Source organism: Prochlorococcus sp. MIT 1314 (assembly GCF_034093315.1).
Lineage (GTDB): Bacteria > Cyanobacteriota > Cyanobacteriia > PCC-6307 > Cyanobiaceae > Prochlorococcus_A > Prochlorococcus_A marinus_Y.
In genome coordinates, this window is record NZ_CP139300.1 from 494,655 (window position 1) to 513,399 (window position 18,745).

Annotated in this window: 19 protein-coding genes and 1 tRNA gene; 9 read left to right on the forward strand and 11 right to left on the reverse strand. The window is 28.9% G+C overall.

From position 1 onward, the window contains the following. Position 1: 1 nt before the first annotated feature. From SOI86_RS02915 to SOI86_RS02935, 5 genes are read right to left on the reverse strand one after another with little or no spacing between them, the layout of a single operon-like run. Positions 2 to 3,640, reverse strand: a complete 3,639-nt coding sequence (locus SOI86_RS02915; protein ID WP_320682111.1) for a UvrD-helicase domain-containing protein — start codon at positions 3,638 to 3,640, stop codon at positions 2 to 4. Positions 3,641 to 3,652: 12 nt separating this feature from the next. Continuing rightward, positions 3,653 to 4,126: a methyltransferase family protein gene (locus SOI86_RS02920; RefSeq protein WP_320682112.1), complete on the reverse strand. Its 474-nt coding sequence runs from the start codon at positions 4,124 to 4,126 to the stop codon at positions 3,653 to 3,655. A gap of 3 nt (positions 4,127 to 4,129) precedes the next feature. After that, positions 4,130 to 7,312, reverse strand: coding sequence for an exodeoxyribonuclease V subunit gamma (locus SOI86_RS02925; RefSeq protein WP_320682113.1), 3,183 nt, complete (start codon positions 7,310 to 7,312; stop codon positions 4,130 to 4,132). Positions 7,313 to 7,328: 16 nt separating this feature from the next. Continuing rightward, positions 7,329 to 7,646, reverse strand: coding sequence for an MgPME-cyclase complex family protein (locus SOI86_RS02930; RefSeq protein ID WP_320682114.1), 318 nt, complete (start codon positions 7,644 to 7,646; stop codon positions 7,329 to 7,331). Between the two features lie 7 nt (positions 7,647 to 7,653). After that, complete coding sequence (locus SOI86_RS02935; RefSeq protein ID WP_320682115.1) at positions 7,654 to 8,370, reverse strand: pyridoxine 5'-phosphate synthase; 717 nt, start codon at positions 8,368 to 8,370, stop codon at positions 7,654 to 7,656. Positions 8,371 to 8,528: 158 nt separating this feature from the next. Here SOI86_RS02935 and SOI86_RS02940 point away from each other — a divergent pair, with 158 nt between their 5' ends. Genes SOI86_RS02940 through grxD form a run of 4 tightly spaced genes read left to right on the forward strand, consistent with a single transcriptional unit; the run spans position 8,529 to position 10,271 of the window. After that, positions 8,529 to 9,143, forward strand: coding sequence for a lysophospholipid acyltransferase family protein (locus SOI86_RS02940; RefSeq protein ID WP_320682492.1), 615 nt, complete (start codon positions 8,529 to 8,531; stop codon positions 9,141 to 9,143). Positions 9,144 to 9,185: 42 nt separating this feature from the next. Continuing rightward, the gene (locus SOI86_RS02945) at positions 9,186 to 9,704 is read left to right on the forward strand and encodes a hypothetical protein (RefSeq protein WP_320682116.1); all 519 of its coding nucleotides are present in this window, start codon (positions 9,186 to 9,188) and stop codon (positions 9,702 to 9,704) included. Between the two features lie 9 nt (positions 9,705 to 9,713). Continuing rightward, complete coding sequence (locus SOI86_RS02950) at positions 9,714 to 9,944, forward strand: BolA family protein (RefSeq protein WP_320682117.1); 231 nt, start codon at positions 9,714 to 9,716, stop codon at positions 9,942 to 9,944. A 3-nt stretch (positions 9,945 to 9,947) separates the two neighbouring features. Beyond that, positions 9,948 to 10,271: a Grx4 family monothiol glutaredoxin gene (grxD, locus tag SOI86_RS02955; RefSeq protein WP_032516661.1), complete on the forward strand. Its 324-nt coding sequence runs from the start codon at positions 9,948 to 9,950 to the stop codon at positions 10,269 to 10,271. Between the two features lie 49 nt (positions 10,272 to 10,320). On the opposite strand, the gene SOI86_RS02960 is transcribed toward grxD, so the two are convergent. Further along, complete coding sequence (locus SOI86_RS02960) at positions 10,321 to 10,590, reverse strand: DUF6761 family protein (RefSeq protein WP_320682118.1); 270 nt, start codon at positions 10,588 to 10,590, stop codon at positions 10,321 to 10,323. Between the two features lie 86 nt (positions 10,591 to 10,676). On the opposite strand from SOI86_RS02960, the gene SOI86_RS02965 reads away from it, so the two are divergent. After that, positions 10,677 to 11,414: a response regulator transcription factor gene (locus SOI86_RS02965; RefSeq protein ID WP_320682119.1), complete on the forward strand. Its 738-nt coding sequence runs from the start codon at positions 10,677 to 10,679 to the stop codon at positions 11,412 to 11,414. On the opposite strand, the gene SOI86_RS02970 is transcribed toward SOI86_RS02965, so the two are convergent. The 4 genes from SOI86_RS02970 to SOI86_RS02985 are packed head-to-tail and all read right to left on the reverse strand — an operon-like array spanning position 11,411 to position 15,040. Next, on the reverse strand, positions 11,411 to 11,923 hold the full coding sequence (locus SOI86_RS02970) for a hypothetical protein (RefSeq protein WP_320682120.1): 513 nt from the start codon (positions 11,921 to 11,923) through the stop codon (positions 11,411 to 11,413). The two genes, SOI86_RS02965 and SOI86_RS02970, sit on opposite strands and share 4 nt — an antisense overlap. Positions 11,924 to 11,937: 14 nt before the next feature. Beyond that, on the reverse strand, positions 11,938 to 13,482 hold the full coding sequence (gene crtH, locus SOI86_RS02975) for a carotenoid isomerase (RefSeq protein WP_320682121.1): 1,545 nt from the start codon (positions 13,480 to 13,482) through the stop codon (positions 11,938 to 11,940). 24 nt (positions 13,483 to 13,506) lie between these two features. Next, positions 13,507 to 14,919 (reverse strand): methylenetetrahydrofolate--tRNA-(uracil(54)-C(5))-methyltransferase (FADH(2)-oxidizing) TrmFO, encoded by a 1,413-nt coding sequence (trmFO, locus tag SOI86_RS02980; RefSeq protein ID WP_320682122.1) that lies wholly within the window; start codon positions 14,917 to 14,919, stop codon positions 13,507 to 13,509. A 7-nt stretch (positions 14,920 to 14,926) separates the two neighbouring features. Continuing rightward, the gene (locus SOI86_RS02985) at positions 14,927 to 15,040 is read right to left on the reverse strand and encodes a photosystem II protein Y (protein WP_320682123.1); all 114 of its coding nucleotides are present in this window, start codon (positions 15,038 to 15,040) and stop codon (positions 14,927 to 14,929) included. A 176-nt stretch (positions 15,041 to 15,216) separates the two neighbouring features. Between SOI86_RS02985 and SOI86_RS02990 the strand changes: the two genes are divergently transcribed. The 3 genes from SOI86_RS02990 (at position 15,217) to SOI86_RS03000 (ending at position 16,726) form a co-directional block, all read left to right on the forward strand. Next, positions 15,217 to 15,288: transfer RNA gene (locus SOI86_RS02990), tRNA-Lys, on the forward strand. Between the two features lie 536 nt (positions 15,289 to 15,824). Beyond that, a complete protein-coding gene (locus SOI86_RS02995) occupies positions 15,825 to 15,932 on the forward strand; it encodes a high light inducible protein (RefSeq protein ID WP_011132751.1) in 108 nt (35 codons plus the stop codon). A gap of 407 nt (positions 15,933 to 16,339) precedes the next feature. Next, positions 16,340 to 16,726: a thermonuclease family protein gene (locus SOI86_RS03000; protein WP_320682124.1), complete on the forward strand. Its 387-nt coding sequence runs from the start codon at positions 16,340 to 16,342 to the stop codon at positions 16,724 to 16,726. A 61-nt stretch (positions 16,727 to 16,787) separates the two neighbouring features. Here the strand turns inward: SOI86_RS03000 and SOI86_RS03005 are convergent, their stop codons facing one another. Then, positions 16,788 to 17,579, reverse strand: a complete 792-nt coding sequence (locus SOI86_RS03005; RefSeq protein WP_320682125.1) for a hypothetical protein — start codon at positions 17,577 to 17,579, stop codon at positions 16,788 to 16,790. Positions 17,580 to 17,684: 105 nt separating this feature from the next. On the opposite strand from SOI86_RS03005, the gene SOI86_RS03010 reads away from it, so the two are divergent. Next, a complete protein-coding gene (locus SOI86_RS03010; protein ID WP_320682126.1) occupies positions 17,685 to 18,695 on the forward strand; it encodes a hypothetical protein in 1,011 nt (336 codons plus the stop codon). Positions 18,696 to 18,745 lie beyond the last annotated feature (50 nt).

The window sequence follows — 18,745 nt, forward strand, 5'->3', positions numbered from 1 at the left end:
TCTAAAAAAGGTTATCTAAATAATTAATTCTGTTTAAAGGTGCATTGCTAATAAAAACTCCAGGAGATATATTTTTCGAATTTGATTTTTCAAACAATTCAAAATCTGGCAATCCCTTTAAAAACAAATAAATATATCCTCCTAGATGTAGATGTGGTTGATAATTTTTAAATCTCCACTTTAATAATCTGTGTAATGCTAATAAATAAAGATGAGATTGCAAGGGGTAATGGTGTTTAATCATTTCATTTCTCATATTTTCATAGTTATAGTTTCTCGGTAAACAATCACTGTTATCACTTCCACAAATAAAATTACTTTTCCAATCAATGACCCACCATTTACTATCTTTTAATGTATTACCTACTGGAAAAACAGCGTCAATACATCCTGAATGAAAGCCTTTATTCATAATTTGTAGATCACTTACTTTGTTTGCATATTCTTCACCAAATTCATATTCCTGATCTAAAAGAAAGCATTTTGATATATCATGAGCATTTAAATTTCTACCTTCGTAAGACAAAGTCAAATCATATTTAACCTCTTTAAGTAGTTGCTCATTTGGAATATCAACTAGTTTCTTGTTTTGTAATTTACTTCCTAAAGATATATTTATAATTCTTAAAATCGCATCTTTTACTTTAAAAGCTAAAGAAGTATCTATTTGATGAAAGTTCAATTCCTCAATAATTAATTCTATTAATCCTTGATTATTATCGTTTCTAAATTCAAATTTTTCTATTATTTTATGCAAACAAGTCCCAGCAATAGTTCCTTTCGGAAATTCACTTAAGGGATTTGGATAAGAAAAATAATCAGGATAATTATTTGATTTATTGAAATTAGAATCTTGGTTTATATTGATAATTGAGATATTATCTTCATAGTCCTTATATTGATTAATGGTTGCATCAGTTTTTTTATCTTTACGTATCCATGAAGAATAACTTGAATAAGAAATCAATTGATCAGAGGTAAATTTTTTAGATATTTTCTTATTAACTTTTTCTATTTTCCAAGGATTATTATTCAATCCCTTAATTTGGAACTTATCAAAAATTTCTTTAATTTTCTCTTTCTCTATCCTTTCTTCAAAATTAGATTTATAAATATTAATATCTTCCAAATTCGAAAGTAAATCATTATTTAAGATATTATTTATATCTTCTAAATCATTAAAAACTATAAGCTTATATTTGCTCCTTGTAAGGGCTACATAAATTAACCTCTCACTCTCTTTAAATAAATCTGATTGTTCTGTTAATTTAAATTTTTCAACCTTACCGTAATTATTAGAAATATTAATATATATATTTCTATCAAAATTTGATCTCCAAATAGGTCCTTTGATTTTATTGGATTTATTAGAAATAAATGAGAGATAGGGACATAAAACTACGTCAAATTCAAGACCCTTACTACTATGGATAGTAGTAAGATTAATTCCATTTTGAAGGCTATAATCTTTCTTTAAAAATTCTTCCCCAGTACAAATTCTTAAAGAATGATCTAACTGATTTTTGTACCAGTTAAAAACTTTATTAAGATTAAAATCATTATTGATTAATTCTTTTTCAATAATTTCTGAAAGTTGAAATAAATTTGATTTTAAATCTGAATCTCGAATAATCGAGGATGACTTATAATTTATAAGAAGTTCATTAACAATATTTAGAAATCCTTTTTCTTTAATTCCCTCCGACCAATTAATACATTTATTAATCAAAATTTCTAACTTATTAGTAATTCCATCATCAACTAATTCTTCTAAATCAATTTCTATAAATTTTGAAGCAGCCAACAAAGTTATATTTTTATAAAGCCTAGGATTCAATAAACAGTCAATGAAGATTAATAATAGATTACTTGCTTCTGTATCAAAAATATTTTGTTTATTTTGAATTTTGGATGGAATATTAAACTGAATTAATTTATTTTTCAGATCTAAGCATTGCGAATTATTTAATGTAAGAATCGCAATCTTATTAATATCAATTTCTTTATTATTTAAAATAAAATTAACTATATAACTAGTTACAAGATCCTCTAAAACAATCTCTTTTTTTGAAAAATCTACAATTTCAAATACATCCTTAAATTCAAATTCAGAATTAACATTTTGATTAATTCTGGAGGTTAATTTCCTATAGTTTAGTTTTGATTCTTTAAGTCCATTCTTATAAAGTTTATTAATAACATCTAGTAATCTTTTAGAGGATCTATAGTTATCTGTGAGACTAAATACTTCGATTGCATTAGACCTTGCATCTAAGTAAGTTTCAATATCTCCTCCCCTAAATTTGTAGATAGCTTGTTTTGGATCACCTACACAAAGTAAAAAATGATTTTTTGTATTAAAAAACTTTTTTATTAAATTCCACTGAATTTTATCTGTATCTTGGAACTCATCTACTAAGACACATTTAAATCGATTTTGAATTTGCAATAGAGTACTTTTATTACATACATCTGAATCTAGATATGTATTTTCAACAGTTTTTATAAGATCATTGAAATTAAAAATTGAAGAACTTTTCTTTAATTCAATTAATTTCAAATAAGCTTTTTGGGTAAATATTCTTACAAATTCGGTATATAACCCTTCTTTTATTTTATAAATTTTATCTTGTAGTAGATTAAATTTACTAAAATCTAATTTTAGATTATGTTTTTTAATTTCTTTAGATATATTTTCTTTATAAAAATATTTAAATAAAAGATCATTATCATTAGAAATATCATATAGAAGATCAATCACATTATTTGAATTAAGCCTTTTATTAATATCATCAATCCAATAAATGATTTGATTAAACTTATCATTTCTTGGTTTTGCTGCGTATATTTGACTTTTACCTCCACAGTCCTTAATTAAATTTCCCAACTCAATAAGTTCCAAAAATAATTCATTTCCTTTCTTATTCCATTCCAAACAAAACTCATTCCAATTAAAATACAAAAACTCTTTTAAATAACTATTTATATCAATATTCTTATATTTATTAATTATTTGAATATTGCAAATATTTTCATGATCTATATTTTTTAAAATTTCTACAAAAAATGATTTATTGAGTCTAATTCCAAATCTAGAACTTATTTTTTTTTTGCTGACCGCTGAAATTAGTTTTGGATGAAGATTTAGAAAATCTTCGATCCACAAATTATCTATTACATCTTTATAAAAATTATCTATATTATTCTCAATGCATGGATCTTGATTTAAACCAATCTCTATACTATATTCATCCATAATATTATTGCAAAAAGAATGGAATGTAATTACTTTTAATTTATAAATTTCATTAATAAAATTATCAATTTCATATATAATTTTTTCCTTAGAATTTTCCTTCTCCTTAAATTTTAAATACCAATCATTAAGAGTATTATCTATTTCAGTTCCATTATGATTTTGCAAAAATAATTTTAAATTCTTAAATCTTGAAAGTATTTTGTCTCGTAATTCAGAACAAGTGTTTTTTGTAAAACTTAATAAGAGTAACTCCTCTGGTTTAATTTTTTTCTCTAAAACATTTCTTAAAACTATGTGCGCCAAAGTAAAACTTTTGCCAGTTCCTGCACTTGCTTCTAATAATTTAAACTTATTATCTAATTTGATTTGATTAATATCCATATCCTTTTTGAATTAATATTTGACCTCTTTTTTATAAAGTAAATAATTTTTAAATTTATTGTTTAAATATTGTTCTTCTAAGAAAATCTTGAGTGTAATTATAAAACACAAACTTATTAATAAACATAAATAATAAATAGATAGATTTATTATAAAAACGCCTAATGAAATAAATATTAAAGAATAATAAATAGGATGACGCGTAAATCGATAAATACCTTTAGTAACCAGCTTGCCATTATTTATAGGTCTTGGGAAAGGGGATAAATTTCTACCTAAGTCTTTAATTGCGAATAATATTATTATGAAAGCGATTATGATAATTAAAATCCCAATTAAATAAAATATAGGACTAACTTGCATTATTTGTTTTTTTGGAAGTAATTCCCATTGAAAAAAATGGAGACTAATAATAAAAAACTGAAAACAAACAAGTATTAGTTCATAGGAAGATTTAAAAAAAACTTTCAACTGAAATTTAGTCATTATTTATTTCTTTAATGCTTCAATTAGAGGCCCATATAATCTGAATGATAATTTATCAAAATTAGTATTTCCAAAAAAGAAATCTGGTTCTTTTTTATCTCCAAAACACATTTTCATTTCGATATTATCTCTTTCTCCTTTAGAAAACGTTTTATTACCAATCCATCTATCTGAAAAAGCTTTTTTCTCATTTCTTAATTTTATTTTTGCTTCTACGTATTTATAAGTGCTTTCTGGAGGTAGAGGCAAACATTTTTCCGAATAATTCTTAAAAAGATTTAAATATTCATCTAATATTAATTTTGAGTCTATTGCTCCAGGGGATTCAAGAATTTGAGATTTATATTGATTTTCTGTTCTAAAAATAATTTTACTCTTTTTTATATTTTTCTTTAAAGAAGAAATAAAGAGTAATTTTATCCAAGCTTCTGTCAAATGACTTAAACTTAGTTTCGCATGAATTAATTCAATAACTGTGTTATCAGCAATAAAATATTCTTCTTTATTTGAATTTAATTTAACGTAAATTCTATTAATTTTGTTATCAAGACTCAACTGTTCAGATAGACTTCCTATTAAATCTTTAATTTCTTTTTCTTTTGTAAGAATACTATTTTTGGGAGTAATAATTCCATTTTCAATAAATTGATCATTAATATTCAAATTTTTTAAATCATCAATAATATTATGGTTATCAATCTCTAATTGCTGAATTACTTTAGTTATTAACCGCGACTTTTGAAAATTACTTACATGCTCATCATCTGGATGATGCACAAATATTCCCTTGGGAGAAATATTTATTTTATTAAGCCAATATTTTTGTGGTGTTTTGAACCAATAAATTAATTCTGATAATTTATAATTTTTAATATCATATTTTTCTTCTTTCCAATCTATATTGTTTATTAAAGAATAATTACTTTTAATAATTTTACTACTATCAAGATCAACAAACTCTTTTTTATTTAAATCATAATTTTTGATTATTAATTCTCTTTGGCCTTTGCTTAAAAAACCATCAAAAAAATAAATTAACTCTTTTATAGGAGAAGAAACATCTAAATTTTTATTGTCTTTATCATTCTTTACCCAAGTTACTATAATTTTATCTCTACAAGAAATTAACAACTCTAGAAAAAAATATTTCTCTCTTTCAAAAACTGAGGGATCTCCTAAATGGTATTTATTATTCAATAAATTAATATTTTCATTCTTTGATAATTTTGGATAATAAACACTATTCATGTCTAATAGAAAGATAACCTTATGTGGAATGTGCCTGGCCCTCTCAATATCACTTACCAGAATTTTATTGTTACGTGATTGATTTTGATATCTAACATTATTAATATAAGAAATTAATATCTCTCTGAAAACATTTAACTTTATTAGGTCATCAGGTATTAAGGGTATTGCTTGATTATCAAGTATTCTATTTATTTCACTAATTTCTAAATTAAAATTCGCATTAAAATCAGCAATATTTTTAATTATAAACTTTATCTTTTCAACCCAACTTAAGAAATTAAATGAACCCCTTAGCAAATTAATATATTTTTTCAACTTAAGTAATATTTTAAGCCATTTATTCAAATCCAAACTTATATTTTTTGGGCTAAATGGTTTTAGATTGAAAGTCCTTAAGTTGTCTTCTTTATCATAAATAAGTCCTAAAGTAATTCTATTTATGCACCAATCTAGAGTATTTTCTTCTTCTCCTAATCTTTCATTAGCATCTAAACCCCAATGAAAACCTACTTGACTAAGTAACAAAATAATTTCATCCTTCTCAGTTATATTAAAATTAAAAATATTCTGAGTAAATTCTTTAGAAAGAAGATAATCTATTTTTTCAACTGTAATTTTCGAATCTGCTATCTCAGTAATATCAATTAAAAATTTATATATATGCGAAAAATCTTCATTATCCTCATCTATAAAAAAATAAGGTACCTTTTCACCATTAATTAACTCATTATTAAAGATATATCTTAGATAAGGTTTAATTTGACTAGTAATGGGAGATAAAACAGCAATATCACTATATTTAATATCCTCAGAAGAATTTAGTATTTCTATGATTTTATTTCTTAAATATTCTATTTGACTTAGTTGATTAGAATTCTCAACAAGTATTATTGAATCATCATTTTCCTTTACTATAAAATCATTATTATTATTATCAATTAGTCTTTTTTGTATTTGATTAAGCAAGGGGATATCTGTCTTATTATAAAAATTAATTGTTGGATCAATATATATTGAATTATTTTTTAAATTTATATCATCGGTATAAATATTTTCCTCAATTAATTTCTGGAAATTAGCTCCAAATTTAGCAAATATTTTTTCAATATTTGTATTATTTAAATTGAATTTAGTCTCAAAACTACCAAAATCCAACTCGCCCTCAAGACAATTTATTCTATTCCATAAATCATCTCCTACAGATAAAAGATATAAATTCACCTTAGTAAATTTTGAAAGTTCAGAATAAAAATTAATATGCAGTTTTGATAAATTATTATCCGAAATAATATAAATTTGATTTGGTATCTTAATTTGTAATTTTTTAAATTTTTTTAAATTATTAATTAAATCCATCATGTATAAACATGAAGGTTTTTCAGATATCTTTTTCTCTAATAATTTATATAAGATAGGTTGCCAAAATTGATTCGAATTTAAATTTTTAAAAAGATTTAGTGAATTAATTTCATATCTATTCCATTCAGCAATCATTTCAGGTCTAAATATAAGATAATCAATAAAGTTCTTCGTTATCTTTGTTGTCAGATTATAAATATCTCCATCAATTGTCTTTTTATTTTTCAAATATTTTTTTATCCAATTGCTAAGTGGCAATGATTCTTTAAAGCTATTTAATTCTTCTAAGGAATCTATAATCCCCCATTTAATTGACTCGAAATTCCATAAGCCCATATCAATCTCAGGGAAAAAATTTGTTAATAATGACTCTGTATAACTTGATATTGTCTTTAATTCATATAGAGCACTTATTTGATTTTTTATAGTTATTTGTTCACGTAACCACTTACCAAAAAAATAATTGGGTACAGCTATTTCTAGTTTCTCAGTTATAAAAGGAGGAGATATTTTTAGTTCTTCTGCTAAAAGCTCACTAATTACTTCAATTTTGTTTGACTTGTAAATATTGAGCAATTTAAGTTTTGGTTAATTATTCAACTTTAAATGGATCAGTTATTTCTGCATTAGGAAGTTCGAATTCTCCCACAGCAACAAACTCTAAGCGAAGCTTTAAGAAAGTTATAAATTTTTTATCCGTTGACAAGACAACCGCTGGAGGGGAGGGGATCTTTGATTTTAGATCAACAAATTGAGTAGTTTGTAAAAAAGAGGGATTTTTTAAAAGCCAAAAATCTATTTCTTTATTGTTTTCTTTATAATTCCTCACCCTCTCTTTCAAAATTTCTTCAAGTGGTTCTTCAACTGTTAAAAACTTTTCACTTGCGGCCACAAAATAATATGTTGTCATTTTGAAATTAATTTAATGTAATAAGTGACTTCATTTCACGAACAGACTTTTCTAATCCTACCGCTAAAGCCCTTGCAACAATACTATGACCTATGTTTAACTCGTTCATATTGTTAATTGATGCAATTTTTTTAACATTATTGTAGTTAAGTCCATGTCCAGCATTAACCACTAATCCAAGGTCATTTGCTTCATGTGTAGACTCTATAATCCTCTGAAGCTCTATATATTGATCACGACCGGATAGTTCGGCATATTTACCAGTATGTAATTCTATAAACTTAAACCCTATTTCCTTAGAAAAGTTTATCTGCTCACTAAGGGGTTCAATAAATGCACTTACTTCAATATTTGAATTTTTTAAATTTTCAACAAAATTCTTAAGATATTTAAAATTACTTTTTACATCCAACCCGCCTTCAGTAGTCACCTCCTGTCTTTTCTCTGGTACAAGTGTTACATAATCCGGATGAAGTTTTTGGGCAATTACTAACATTTCTTCTGTAGCAGCCATCTCTAAATTGAGTTTTGTTTTTATGGTTTCTTTCAAAAGAAATACATCTCGATCTTGTATGTGCCTTCTATCCTCTCTTAAATGAACTGTTATTGAATCTGCGCCTCCTAATTCAGCCAAAAAAGCAAATTGAACAGGGTCAGGCTCTACAGTTTTCCTAGCCTGCCTTACATTAGCGATATGGTCAATGTTTACTCCTAAAGTAGCCATAATTTAAAATCTTAGCTTCTAGACAATCTAGTAACCGCCCAATAATAGCTAATAAAAAATTACAAACCTATAAATTATTAATATATAGTAAATTGAAATTGAAGAAAAAATCTATTGATAATGATTATGGTATTAATCCTTTCTTAGGTTTATTAGCAATGGTTCTTACACAAGACATTGTAATAAAGGTTTTTTTTAGTGAAATAAAAATAAAAAATAGAAATTTTTCAATACCAAAAAATTCTTCAATTATTTTAGCCCCAACCCATAGATCAAGATGGGATGGATTGGTCCTTACTAAGGCAATGGGCAGAAGGATAACTAGTAAAGATTGTAGATTTATGGTTACAAAACCCGAAATGAAAGGAATCCAAGGTTGGTTTTTAAAAAGACTTGGTTGTTTTTCAATAAATCAGTTGTCTCCTTCTCTTTCAATATTAAGATATGCTGTAAATCTAATAGTTAAAAAAAATCAGCTAGTAGTTTTCCCTGAAGGCAAAATAAACAAATATGGCAAAAAATTAATTCTTAAAGAGGGTTTATATAGATTGGCCCTATTGGCCTCAAAAAAAACAACCTCAATATTTATAATTCCAATAGGAATTGCTTATAGCCAAGTTCCTCCAAGAATTAGAGGTAAAGTTTCTTTATGCTTTGGAGAACCTTTATTAGTAAATAAAAGTCAAAATTTATCAATTAAAAAATTTAATGAAATTTTGAACAAAAGAATGCACAACGCTGAAAAAATTGCTTTAAAAAATGTAGGTCGATAAATCCATAATCAGTTAATATTAGATTTAATAAATTATGAGAAGATGAAATTCTTAAGAATGATCCCAATAATATTTATTTTTCTTGGGATACCACCCTATATGAACCTTTCTTATGCAGAAAGTAAAAACCCAAATGAATATAAGGTACTTTCTAGTACAAACAAAAAATTATCAATCTCCGATGTCCAAGAATACTTAATGAAGGGAGACAACCTTGTAGAAAATGGTAATTTTGAACAGGCAAAGCAAACTTACGATAAAGCTAGGAATTTAGCAAAGCAACTTGCTGGATTCTACAGAGACCTGAACGGCTCATTCAAAGGTTTGGATGCAAGAATACCTCTTGAAATGGAAAAAAAAGGAAGGAAATCTATAAAAATTTGGGCACAATCAAATGCCAGATTAGTTTCTCTCTACAAAAGCAAAAAACAACCTGAGGTGGCTGTACCTTTACTTGTTGAGATTATTAGATTAATGACTCCAAATAGTCCTGAAGGGAAAGAAGCATATGAGAATTTATTACAACTTGGTTTCGTTGATACAACATATAAAGGTTTCTAAATAATTATCATGATTACTAAATCAAAAGTCATCAGCTTAATAACTAACAAATTACCAGATTCTCAAGTAAAAGTTGATAATCTTAAGGGAAACGATCATTTGCAAGTTACGGTAATTTCATCTAAGTTCAATGGATTATCATTAGTTAAACAACATCAGCTAGTTTATTCTGCCCTTAAAGAAGAATTAGCCTCAGAGGCTATTCATGCACTAGCTCTAAAAACAGAAACCCCAAGTTAAATTATGGAAAATCATACTAAAGATAAAATCCAAAATCTAATAGAATCAAATCCAATTATGGTTTTCATGAAAGGTACTAAATTAATGCCGCAATGTGGATTCTCGAACAATGTCGTTCAAATTCTCAACTCTCTAGGTGTTGAATTTAGCACTTTTGATGTTCTTAGCGATTTTGATATACGAGAAGGTATTAAAGAATATTCAGATTGGCCGACTATCCCTCAAGTTTATCTAAAAGGTGAATTCCTAGGAGGATCAGACATTCTTATCGAAATGTACAACTCTGGAACCCTAAAGGAAAAAATTGAAATTGAATTGGCATCCTAAAACAATTTATAAGTATAAATACTGATATTAGTTAATAAAAATTAATATTTTAAAATCTTTTTTTATCAAAAAAACCTTTATTTTCATCACCACCTGGTTCAATAAAACTTGATGGATCTAAAATCCATCTTTCTATTAATTTCTCCAATTTCTCTTGATCTCTCGGCTCTAAACTACTGCAATTCCTCAGGGCTTGGAGATAACCATCACAATATAATTTAAGGTCCGTAGGTGTATGAAAACGACTAATCAAGTCTTGGCAACTATCGCAAATTGATTGAAAATGACGAATTGCTCTAGGATTTTCAAATGATGTCATAATTCGATAGATTCTGATTTTTTTTTAGCATTTGTTATACCTTATTAAGGATGATAAAAAATTGCCTGGCCCAACAGTAATTAAGAATGCAATCAACTGAGCAAATCTTAGCTTCAACTCCTGGCAGTTCACAATTGCCTTCGAGCTCTCAAGCACCCTCCAGAGTTCTTGTTGTTGAACCTCACCCCACACTTAGAACAGTCCTAGTACAAAGGCTTCGGCAAGATGGTCACTTTGCTGCTGCAGTTGGATCCGCTGCGGAAGCAGTTGACCTATGCAGAGAACAATCACCTGACCTTTTGGTCAGCGCTGAAATTCTTGAGCAGAACACTGCAATGAGGTTGGCCCAACAGTTGGGATGCTCAGTGATCGTTTTAACTGCAAGATCAGGTGTTGAAGCATTAGTAAATTTATTAGATGAAGGAGCTGATGATGTACTCAGAAAACCCTTTGGTCTAGAAGAATTAGCCGCAAGATGCAGAACTCTTTTGAAAAGAGGCAGAATAGGACTACAAGAAAAAGTTGAAGTGGGACCTTTAGAAGTCCATCTTCTCCTAAGACAAGTTACATTAAGTGAGAAACCGGTTGAATTAAGCCCTAGGGAGTTCGCATTGCTTTGTGCCTTACTAATGCCTCCAGGGATGGTCAGAAGCAGACAGGAGCTTTTAAGGATGGCCTGGCCTCCATTTAGCGGTGGGCCAAGGTCGGTTGATACTCAAGTATTAACTTTACGAAGAAAACTTGAACAGGCAGGCCTAGGAGAAGGTGGGGGGATAACAACAGTTAGGCAGCAAGGTTATAGATTTAGTCTTGATAATATCTAAACCAAAAATAAGATGATTTCTCCAATAATCATTAGTACTGATAATACTGTTAATAATTTATAAGTCCAAAGAGGAGAGATATAAGTTATCTGATTAACATCTATATCAAGATTTGTATTTTTGCTAATTAAAGATAAAAGTTTTTCTAGATTTTCTATTCTTTGTGGTACTAAATAATTTTCTTCATTATTTAATGTAAAATAATAAACTTTACTGCCTTGGCTTGTTGGCAGCGATTTTATTAACTTAATATCTTTCCAAAAGATTTCCCAATTTTTCTTACCAAATAGATTAGAAAGAAAACTTGTTTTGTAGTAAATTTTACTATCGTTAGTTTCTACACAGTCACTAGTTAAACTATTTATAAAATATAACCCAAAAAAAAAGAAAACTATCGAAACTACTTTTAATTTATCGCTTGATATATATGGGATAGGAATTGTAAGAGCTAAATATAAAGAAATCAGAGAGCTTTTTACAACAAAAAGAGTTTTAAACTTTTCAATCATAAGACAATAACTTTTCAGTCTGGCAGATTAAAACTATTTATATTTAATTTTGCTCCTATTTTATGCGCGCATGCATATCCACTAAAGGCTACTGCATTAAGTCCTTGTCCTGGGAAACATGAATCTCCAACGCAATACAAGTTCTTAATTTCAGTAGTATTAAATGGCATAGGAAGAAGACCAAGTAACTTTTTCGTTGGGATTGGACCATAACTTCCTTCATACCTACCAAGAAATTTTCTATGAGTCTTTGGAGTACCAATTTCTTTGTGATCAATATTTTGATCTAGATTTGGAATAATTTTTGAAATCTTCTGTACTAAAAAGGAAAAATAATTTTCTTTTTTCTCTAGGTACTCTTTCCTTGAAAGATTTTCCCATCCCTTTATTGAAGACGGAGTAAATGCATGGATAATATGTTTACCTTCTGGAGCCAAAGATGAATCCAGTAAAGTAGGAATAGAAACAAAAATTACACCCTTTTCATTTTCTAATTCTTCCCAATTCTCAACAATAATATGGTGACAATTAAAGTCTTCACTTAATAAACTTTTTTCTACTCCAAGATGAATTGACACAAAAGAGGGAGAGGCTTTATAAGTTTTTGACCACTTATATTCACTTTTTGGCACGTTTTTAGATGCAATTAATCCTTTCTTTTTATCTTTAAGTCCAAATGTATCCCATCTTGTAGAATTGGATATAATAATATTTGAGTAAATTTCTTCACCATTTGAAAGCTTAACTCCTACCGCTTTCTTATCCTTTAAAAGTATTTCAGTCACATTAGCTTTGTAGCGAACTTTGCTTCCTAATTTTTCGATACCAGAAACTAACTTTTCAGCTATCTTTCCTACCCCTCCTTTTGGATAATTTATACCTCCAGCATGCCTATCTGTAAAAACCATTCCTGCATTAATCATAGGTGTTTTGAGAGCTGGCATTACTGACCAACAAAAACATTCGATATCTATAAATTTCAAAAGTTCAGGATCTTTTATAAACTTTCTTGCGACATCACCCGCATTTACAGGCAACCATCTAGCTAACCCTAAACAAGATAATGGGGATTTAAAGAAAACTTTAAGAAGATAACTTGGATCCTCTATTGATAAAAGAGGCATTGAATCTAAACATTTAAAAACTCTTGCACAAGTATCATAGAATTTCTTGATTCCTACTTTTTCTTTGGGGAAAATAGCTGATAATTTGCTTATAAATTGCTCATAATTTTTATCTACAGAAATACTAAAGTTATTCGGGAGGTGATATTCGAGTTGCACTGGATCAGGAATAGTTTCACATTTTTCATTTACATCTTTGAGTGCACGAGTTAATAAATTAGTATAGCCTTTTTCTCCAAATCCAAAAATCATTGAAGCACCAACATCAAAGGTATAACCTTTTCTCTTGAAAGAGCCCCCACTTCCTCCAGGAATAATATATTTCTCAAGAACCAAAACTTGAGCTCCCTTAACAGCTAATTGTGATGCAGTTACGAGCCCTCCGATACCTGAGCCAATAATAATTGCATCAAAATTTTCCTTATTAAATTTCATTTTTGAATCTTTTAATATTTTATTTTAGTTAATTTTGGTAACTAAGTGATCCTTTTTAAAACAAGAATCTAAAATTTCTTTAAACCCATTCAAGGCTTCTATAGATTTTTCTTGATAAGCTTTATACCTTAATCTTTTATCTTTTATTCTATTAGTTAGTTCTGGAACTAACCCAAATGAAGCAGGCATTGGCTGGAATTTATTTTTTTTCTGTTTAGACAATATTTGATTTCTATTACTGATGAAATTCATTAGAGAACCAATCATTGATTCACTAGGGAAACTTACAGGTTTCTCACCCTTAACCAATAAAGATGCATTTATTCCTGCAAGCAAGCCCCCAGCGGCAGCAGCGGCATAACCTTCCGTCCCCGTTATTTGACCAGCCGCGAAAAGATTTTCTCTTTTAATAAATTGCAATGTCGGTAAAAGTAATTTTGGAGACTCTAAAAAAGTATTTCTATGCATTACTCCAAAACGTACAAACTCAGCTTTTTCTAAACCAGGAATCATCCTAAATATTCTTTTTTGTTCTGACCATTTGAGATTAGTTTGAAAACCTACCATATTTAATAATTTCCCTTCTAAATCTTCTTTTCTTAATTGGACAATTGCATGAGGTCTTTTTTTTAATCTATTTTCCCTATCTAATAAATCTCCCCATTTTGGATTCCACAACCCGATAGATTTCAAAGGGCCGTATCTCATTGTATCAACTCCTCTTCTAGCAATTTCTTCAATTGGCAAACAAGCTTCAAAGAAATTAGCAGATTCTCTTTCAAAGTCTTTTAAATTAGCTTGTTCTCCTTCTACTAGTTCGTTCCTGAAATTGATGTAATCATTTTTATCCATAGGGCAATTCAAATATGCCGGATCTCCTTTATCGTATCTACTAGCTTTAAAGACAATATCTTGATCAATAGTATCACCATAAATAATTGGGCTAGCAGCATCAAAAAAATGACATGCATCAATACCTGTAAAGAGTTGAATTTTATGGAACAACTCATCTGAAGTTAATGGACCAGTAGCGAGGATAGTTATATTTTCTTTGCCGGGAAGCTCCAATTGTTCAAATCTCTTAATTTCAACTAAAGGATGATTAGATAAAACCTCAGTCAAAGCATTACTAAATTTTGATCTATCAACAGCCAAAGCACCTCCAGCTGGGACAGAAAATTTATCTGCTGTTTGAACTATTAATGAATTGAAAATTCTTAATTCTTTTTGCAATAAACCAGCAGCTCTATCAGGACTTATTGCTCCAAAACTATTACTACAAACCAATTCCCCAAATTCACCAGTATGATGAGCTGGAGTCGATTTGGCAGGTCTCATTTCAACTAATTTAACTGGTACTCCAGTATTTGCTATCTGCCAAGCAGCTTCAGTACCTGCAAGACCTGCTCCTATTACAATTACTTCTTTATCAATCAATTAATATTTATTTCTCTCCGAATTGTCTATTCCATTGTTCTCTTGCAGGTTTTTGAATATTGAAAACAACCCATACAACTGCAGCAATTATTGGTGCAAAAACTACAATAGCTCTTAACATTTGAAAAATTCCGTTATTTGTTAAATATCCTACCTTTTAATTTCAATTAAAGAGAGGATTCTTAATTTTTTAGTAAATAAGTTAAGAAATGTATTTCTATTGTTCAAGTTAGGATAATAAGTTGTTTTTTTTACCTTAAAAAGGGATAATTTCATATGTACTCAATTTAACAAAATGGGTCGCTAGCTCAGTGGTAGAGCATCCGGCTTTTAACCGGCTGGTCCTGAGTTCGAATCTCAGGCGACCCACATTCATTAAATTGAGTTCATTATTGAGATATCAAAAAATAATTACAAACTTCTTAAGAATAAGAAAATTTCTTCCATAAAATTTAAGTTATTGACTATTAGTTTAAGAATCCTAAAGATAGTCATTCTATGAAATTAATTCTCTGCATAATCTTAAAAAGGCTAACAAAGATTATCAATAGAAGGACTTGAACTCGAATTGACAAAGCAAACTGTTCCAAAATGGGTTTTAGAGAATCATCTCTAATTATCTCAATGCTAGAACAATATATTACGTTTTCAATGTGTGAGGAGAGCTCTCTACACCAATTACATTTAAGTAATATAAACCCCTGCTCTCACAAAAAAATTAATTAAGCTTCAATCCTCGTAACAAACCAGAAGAAAATAAGTGACTTACACAAATATGAAACATCTTTGTGTATCTGAAATGCATTTCGGAATTAAATTTTATTATTTTTAGAAATTTCAAAAAAATACTTTACAAAGCTTCATGAATACTGTTACAATCATTTACATAAATTTATTCAATTATCATGACTCCAGAAGCAGAACGTTTTAATGGTTGGGCAGCAATGTTAGGTTTCGTTGCAGCGGTTGGCGCATACGTTACAACAGGACAAATCATCCCAGGTTGGTTCTAGATTTAATTCCCAATTGATTTTGGCTCAATTCTGAAATATAAATAATTGATTAGGTACCATCCATTTTTATAGGAGCCTAAACAATTTATTTCCATTTTAGTTTGAACTTTACTGAGAGCTATTCAATTTGAATACCTCAGTTTAAACCCTGATTTATTCAGGGTTTTTTTGTTTTAAGAAAAAATTAAACATAAAATTTAAAAAATTTATAAATTAGCTAATCTAATTTCTTATCCATGCTATCTAAACAGGAGGAGCATAATAAATGACCTTTTTTTTTCCAGAAAGTTTTTGTAGACCTCTCTATATCCTTCCTACATATTAAACATTTGAATATTGGTGTCATTTATGATTATTAGATTAATGGGAGTATTGATGATATTAATGTTATAAATTATTTAAAAATAATGGCAAGAATTATCTTTGTAATACTCTCAACATTTTCTTTAAATCAAGCTTACGCGTCCCTAATAACAGAAGTCATCATCAAAGATTGCTATGACGGTGACACTTGCACAACAATCAAAGGAGAAAAGATTCGATTAGCTTGTATAGATACACCTGAATTAAAAGGGCCTAAAGCTAAGCCTGTTGAAGCCAAAGAAGCCAAAGAATTCTTAAATAACTTAGTAGCTAACAAACAAATTTCGGTTAGAAGAATTACTAAGGATAGATATGGAAGAACAGTTGGTGAATTATTTAAAAACGGATTAAATATTCAAGAAATGATAGTGGCAAAAGGTCATGGAAAAATTTATAAAAAATATTCACATCAATGCAATTGGACAAGATGATAGTTTATAAAAAATTTTTATTTTCACACTCTAATTCAAAAATTTAAAGATAAATTTTCTTTTACTTAGCTTTATCAGGATCGCTTATTTTTACTCCTTTAAATAAAAGTTTTCCATCTTCTACCCAACTAAAACCAGGAAAAGATAAACCATTTAATATTCCATGAAAGACTAATTGATTCTTATTATCACAATCATCCCTGTAATAACCATCGATAGCAGTTGTCACAAAGTTTTCAGCCACATCTCCACCAAGTGGTATTAAATAATCCTTGATCCAGAAATCATCTGCATCTTTAAATCTTAATCTCACAGAATTATCACGATTTTTAACCAAATTCTCTAATTCTTTTTGTCTATCGGTAGAAAATTTACAGTTAAGTGTACCCTTATTATTTGTGGTAACTGGGGCTTTAATAGCAAGTCTGTAAAGCATTTGTCCTTCAAGAGCTCTATACTTGATGCGAGTATTTATTTCGAAGTCTTTCCATTGATCATCAACACTAAATATCTCTCCTGATCTGACATCATTTTTATTAACACTAACAACAGGTGCTACTCCCTTAGCTTCTGCTCTAGCTAATGCTCTTTCCTCATTTATTTTTTCCTGTCTAACTTTGTTTTCGGAGTTTTTATCCATCTTGACAAACCTGGTTTCTCCTCGTGGTCCATCAATATATCCATACATGTCACCTGTTTCTTTATCGGTGTAAATCGAAAACAATTCGCTTTCTTGCATTCGCTCATTTTTTAAAGGCCTAAGGTTTCTTGCCGTCCAAGGAGCTGAAATTACTAATGCAAGAGATCCCAAACCAATGGATCCAGTTACAGCATATTTTAATAAATTATTCATATGTAAAATTTAAAGTATTTTATAATTTAGAATTATCCGCTGTAGACTAATGATATTAGTTTTATATTAAAATTTTTTTACAAAGTTAAATTCAATTTTTAACAAATGAAATTAATTAGAAAAATAAATATAAATAAATACCTTTTTCCTTTAGTAATACTTGCTTCTTTATCCAATCCATTGTTCGCAGGTTATGGAGGGGAAGGAACTAAAAACAAAGCTGAAAAAATTACAAAATACAGAACTCAAGAATTGATTAATTATGTAAACCTCACAATATACTATCTATATTCAGCAGAAAATAAAAATGAAAGGCATGTAATATTATTTAAAAGTTGTCAGAAATTACTAAATAGCAATAAAAAAACAGTTAAGGGGAAAGATAAAAAGAACTTAATATCATGTACAAATCTCATGAATATGGGGACTTACAAAAAAGAAAGTTCTGGTATAAATTCGAATTCTTTTGAAAATAGTATAAAAACAAACGAAGAAACTAAAAGAAAAGAAGAAGCTAGAAGGGAAGCTGATGCTAGAAGAGAAGCAGATGCTAGAAGAGAAGAAGCTAGAAGAGAAGAAGAAGCTAGAAGAGAAGAAGAAGCTAGAAGAGAAGAAGAAGCTAGAAGGGAAGCTGAAGCTAGAAGAGAAGCAGAAGCCAGAAGAGAAGCAGAAGCTAGAAGAGAAGCAGAAGCTAGAAGAGAAGCAGAAGCCAGAAGAGAAGCAGAAGCTAGAAGAGAAGCAGAAGCTAGAAAAGAAGAAGAAGCTAGAAGGGAAGCAGAAGCTAAAAGGGAAGCTGATGCCAAGAGGAGAGAAGAGGCTAAAGCTAAAAGAGAAGCTGATGCCAAGAGGAGAGAAGAGGCTAAAGCTAAAAGAGAAGCTGATGCCAAGAGGAGAGAAGAGGCTAAAGCTAAAAGAGAAGCAGATGCCAAGAGGAGAGAAGAGGCTAAAGCTAAAAGAGAAGCTGATGCCAAGAGGAGAGAAGAGGCTAAAGCTAAAAGAGAAGCAGATGCCAAGAGGAGAGAAGAGGCTATTAAATCCAGATCAACTATTGATTTTAAATCCAGGTCAACAATTGAATTTTCAGATGATGAAGAGTCAAATTTAATAGATTACTAAAAAAAAGATCTGCCATATTGACAGATCTTTAATTTTTTGGAATTAAGATT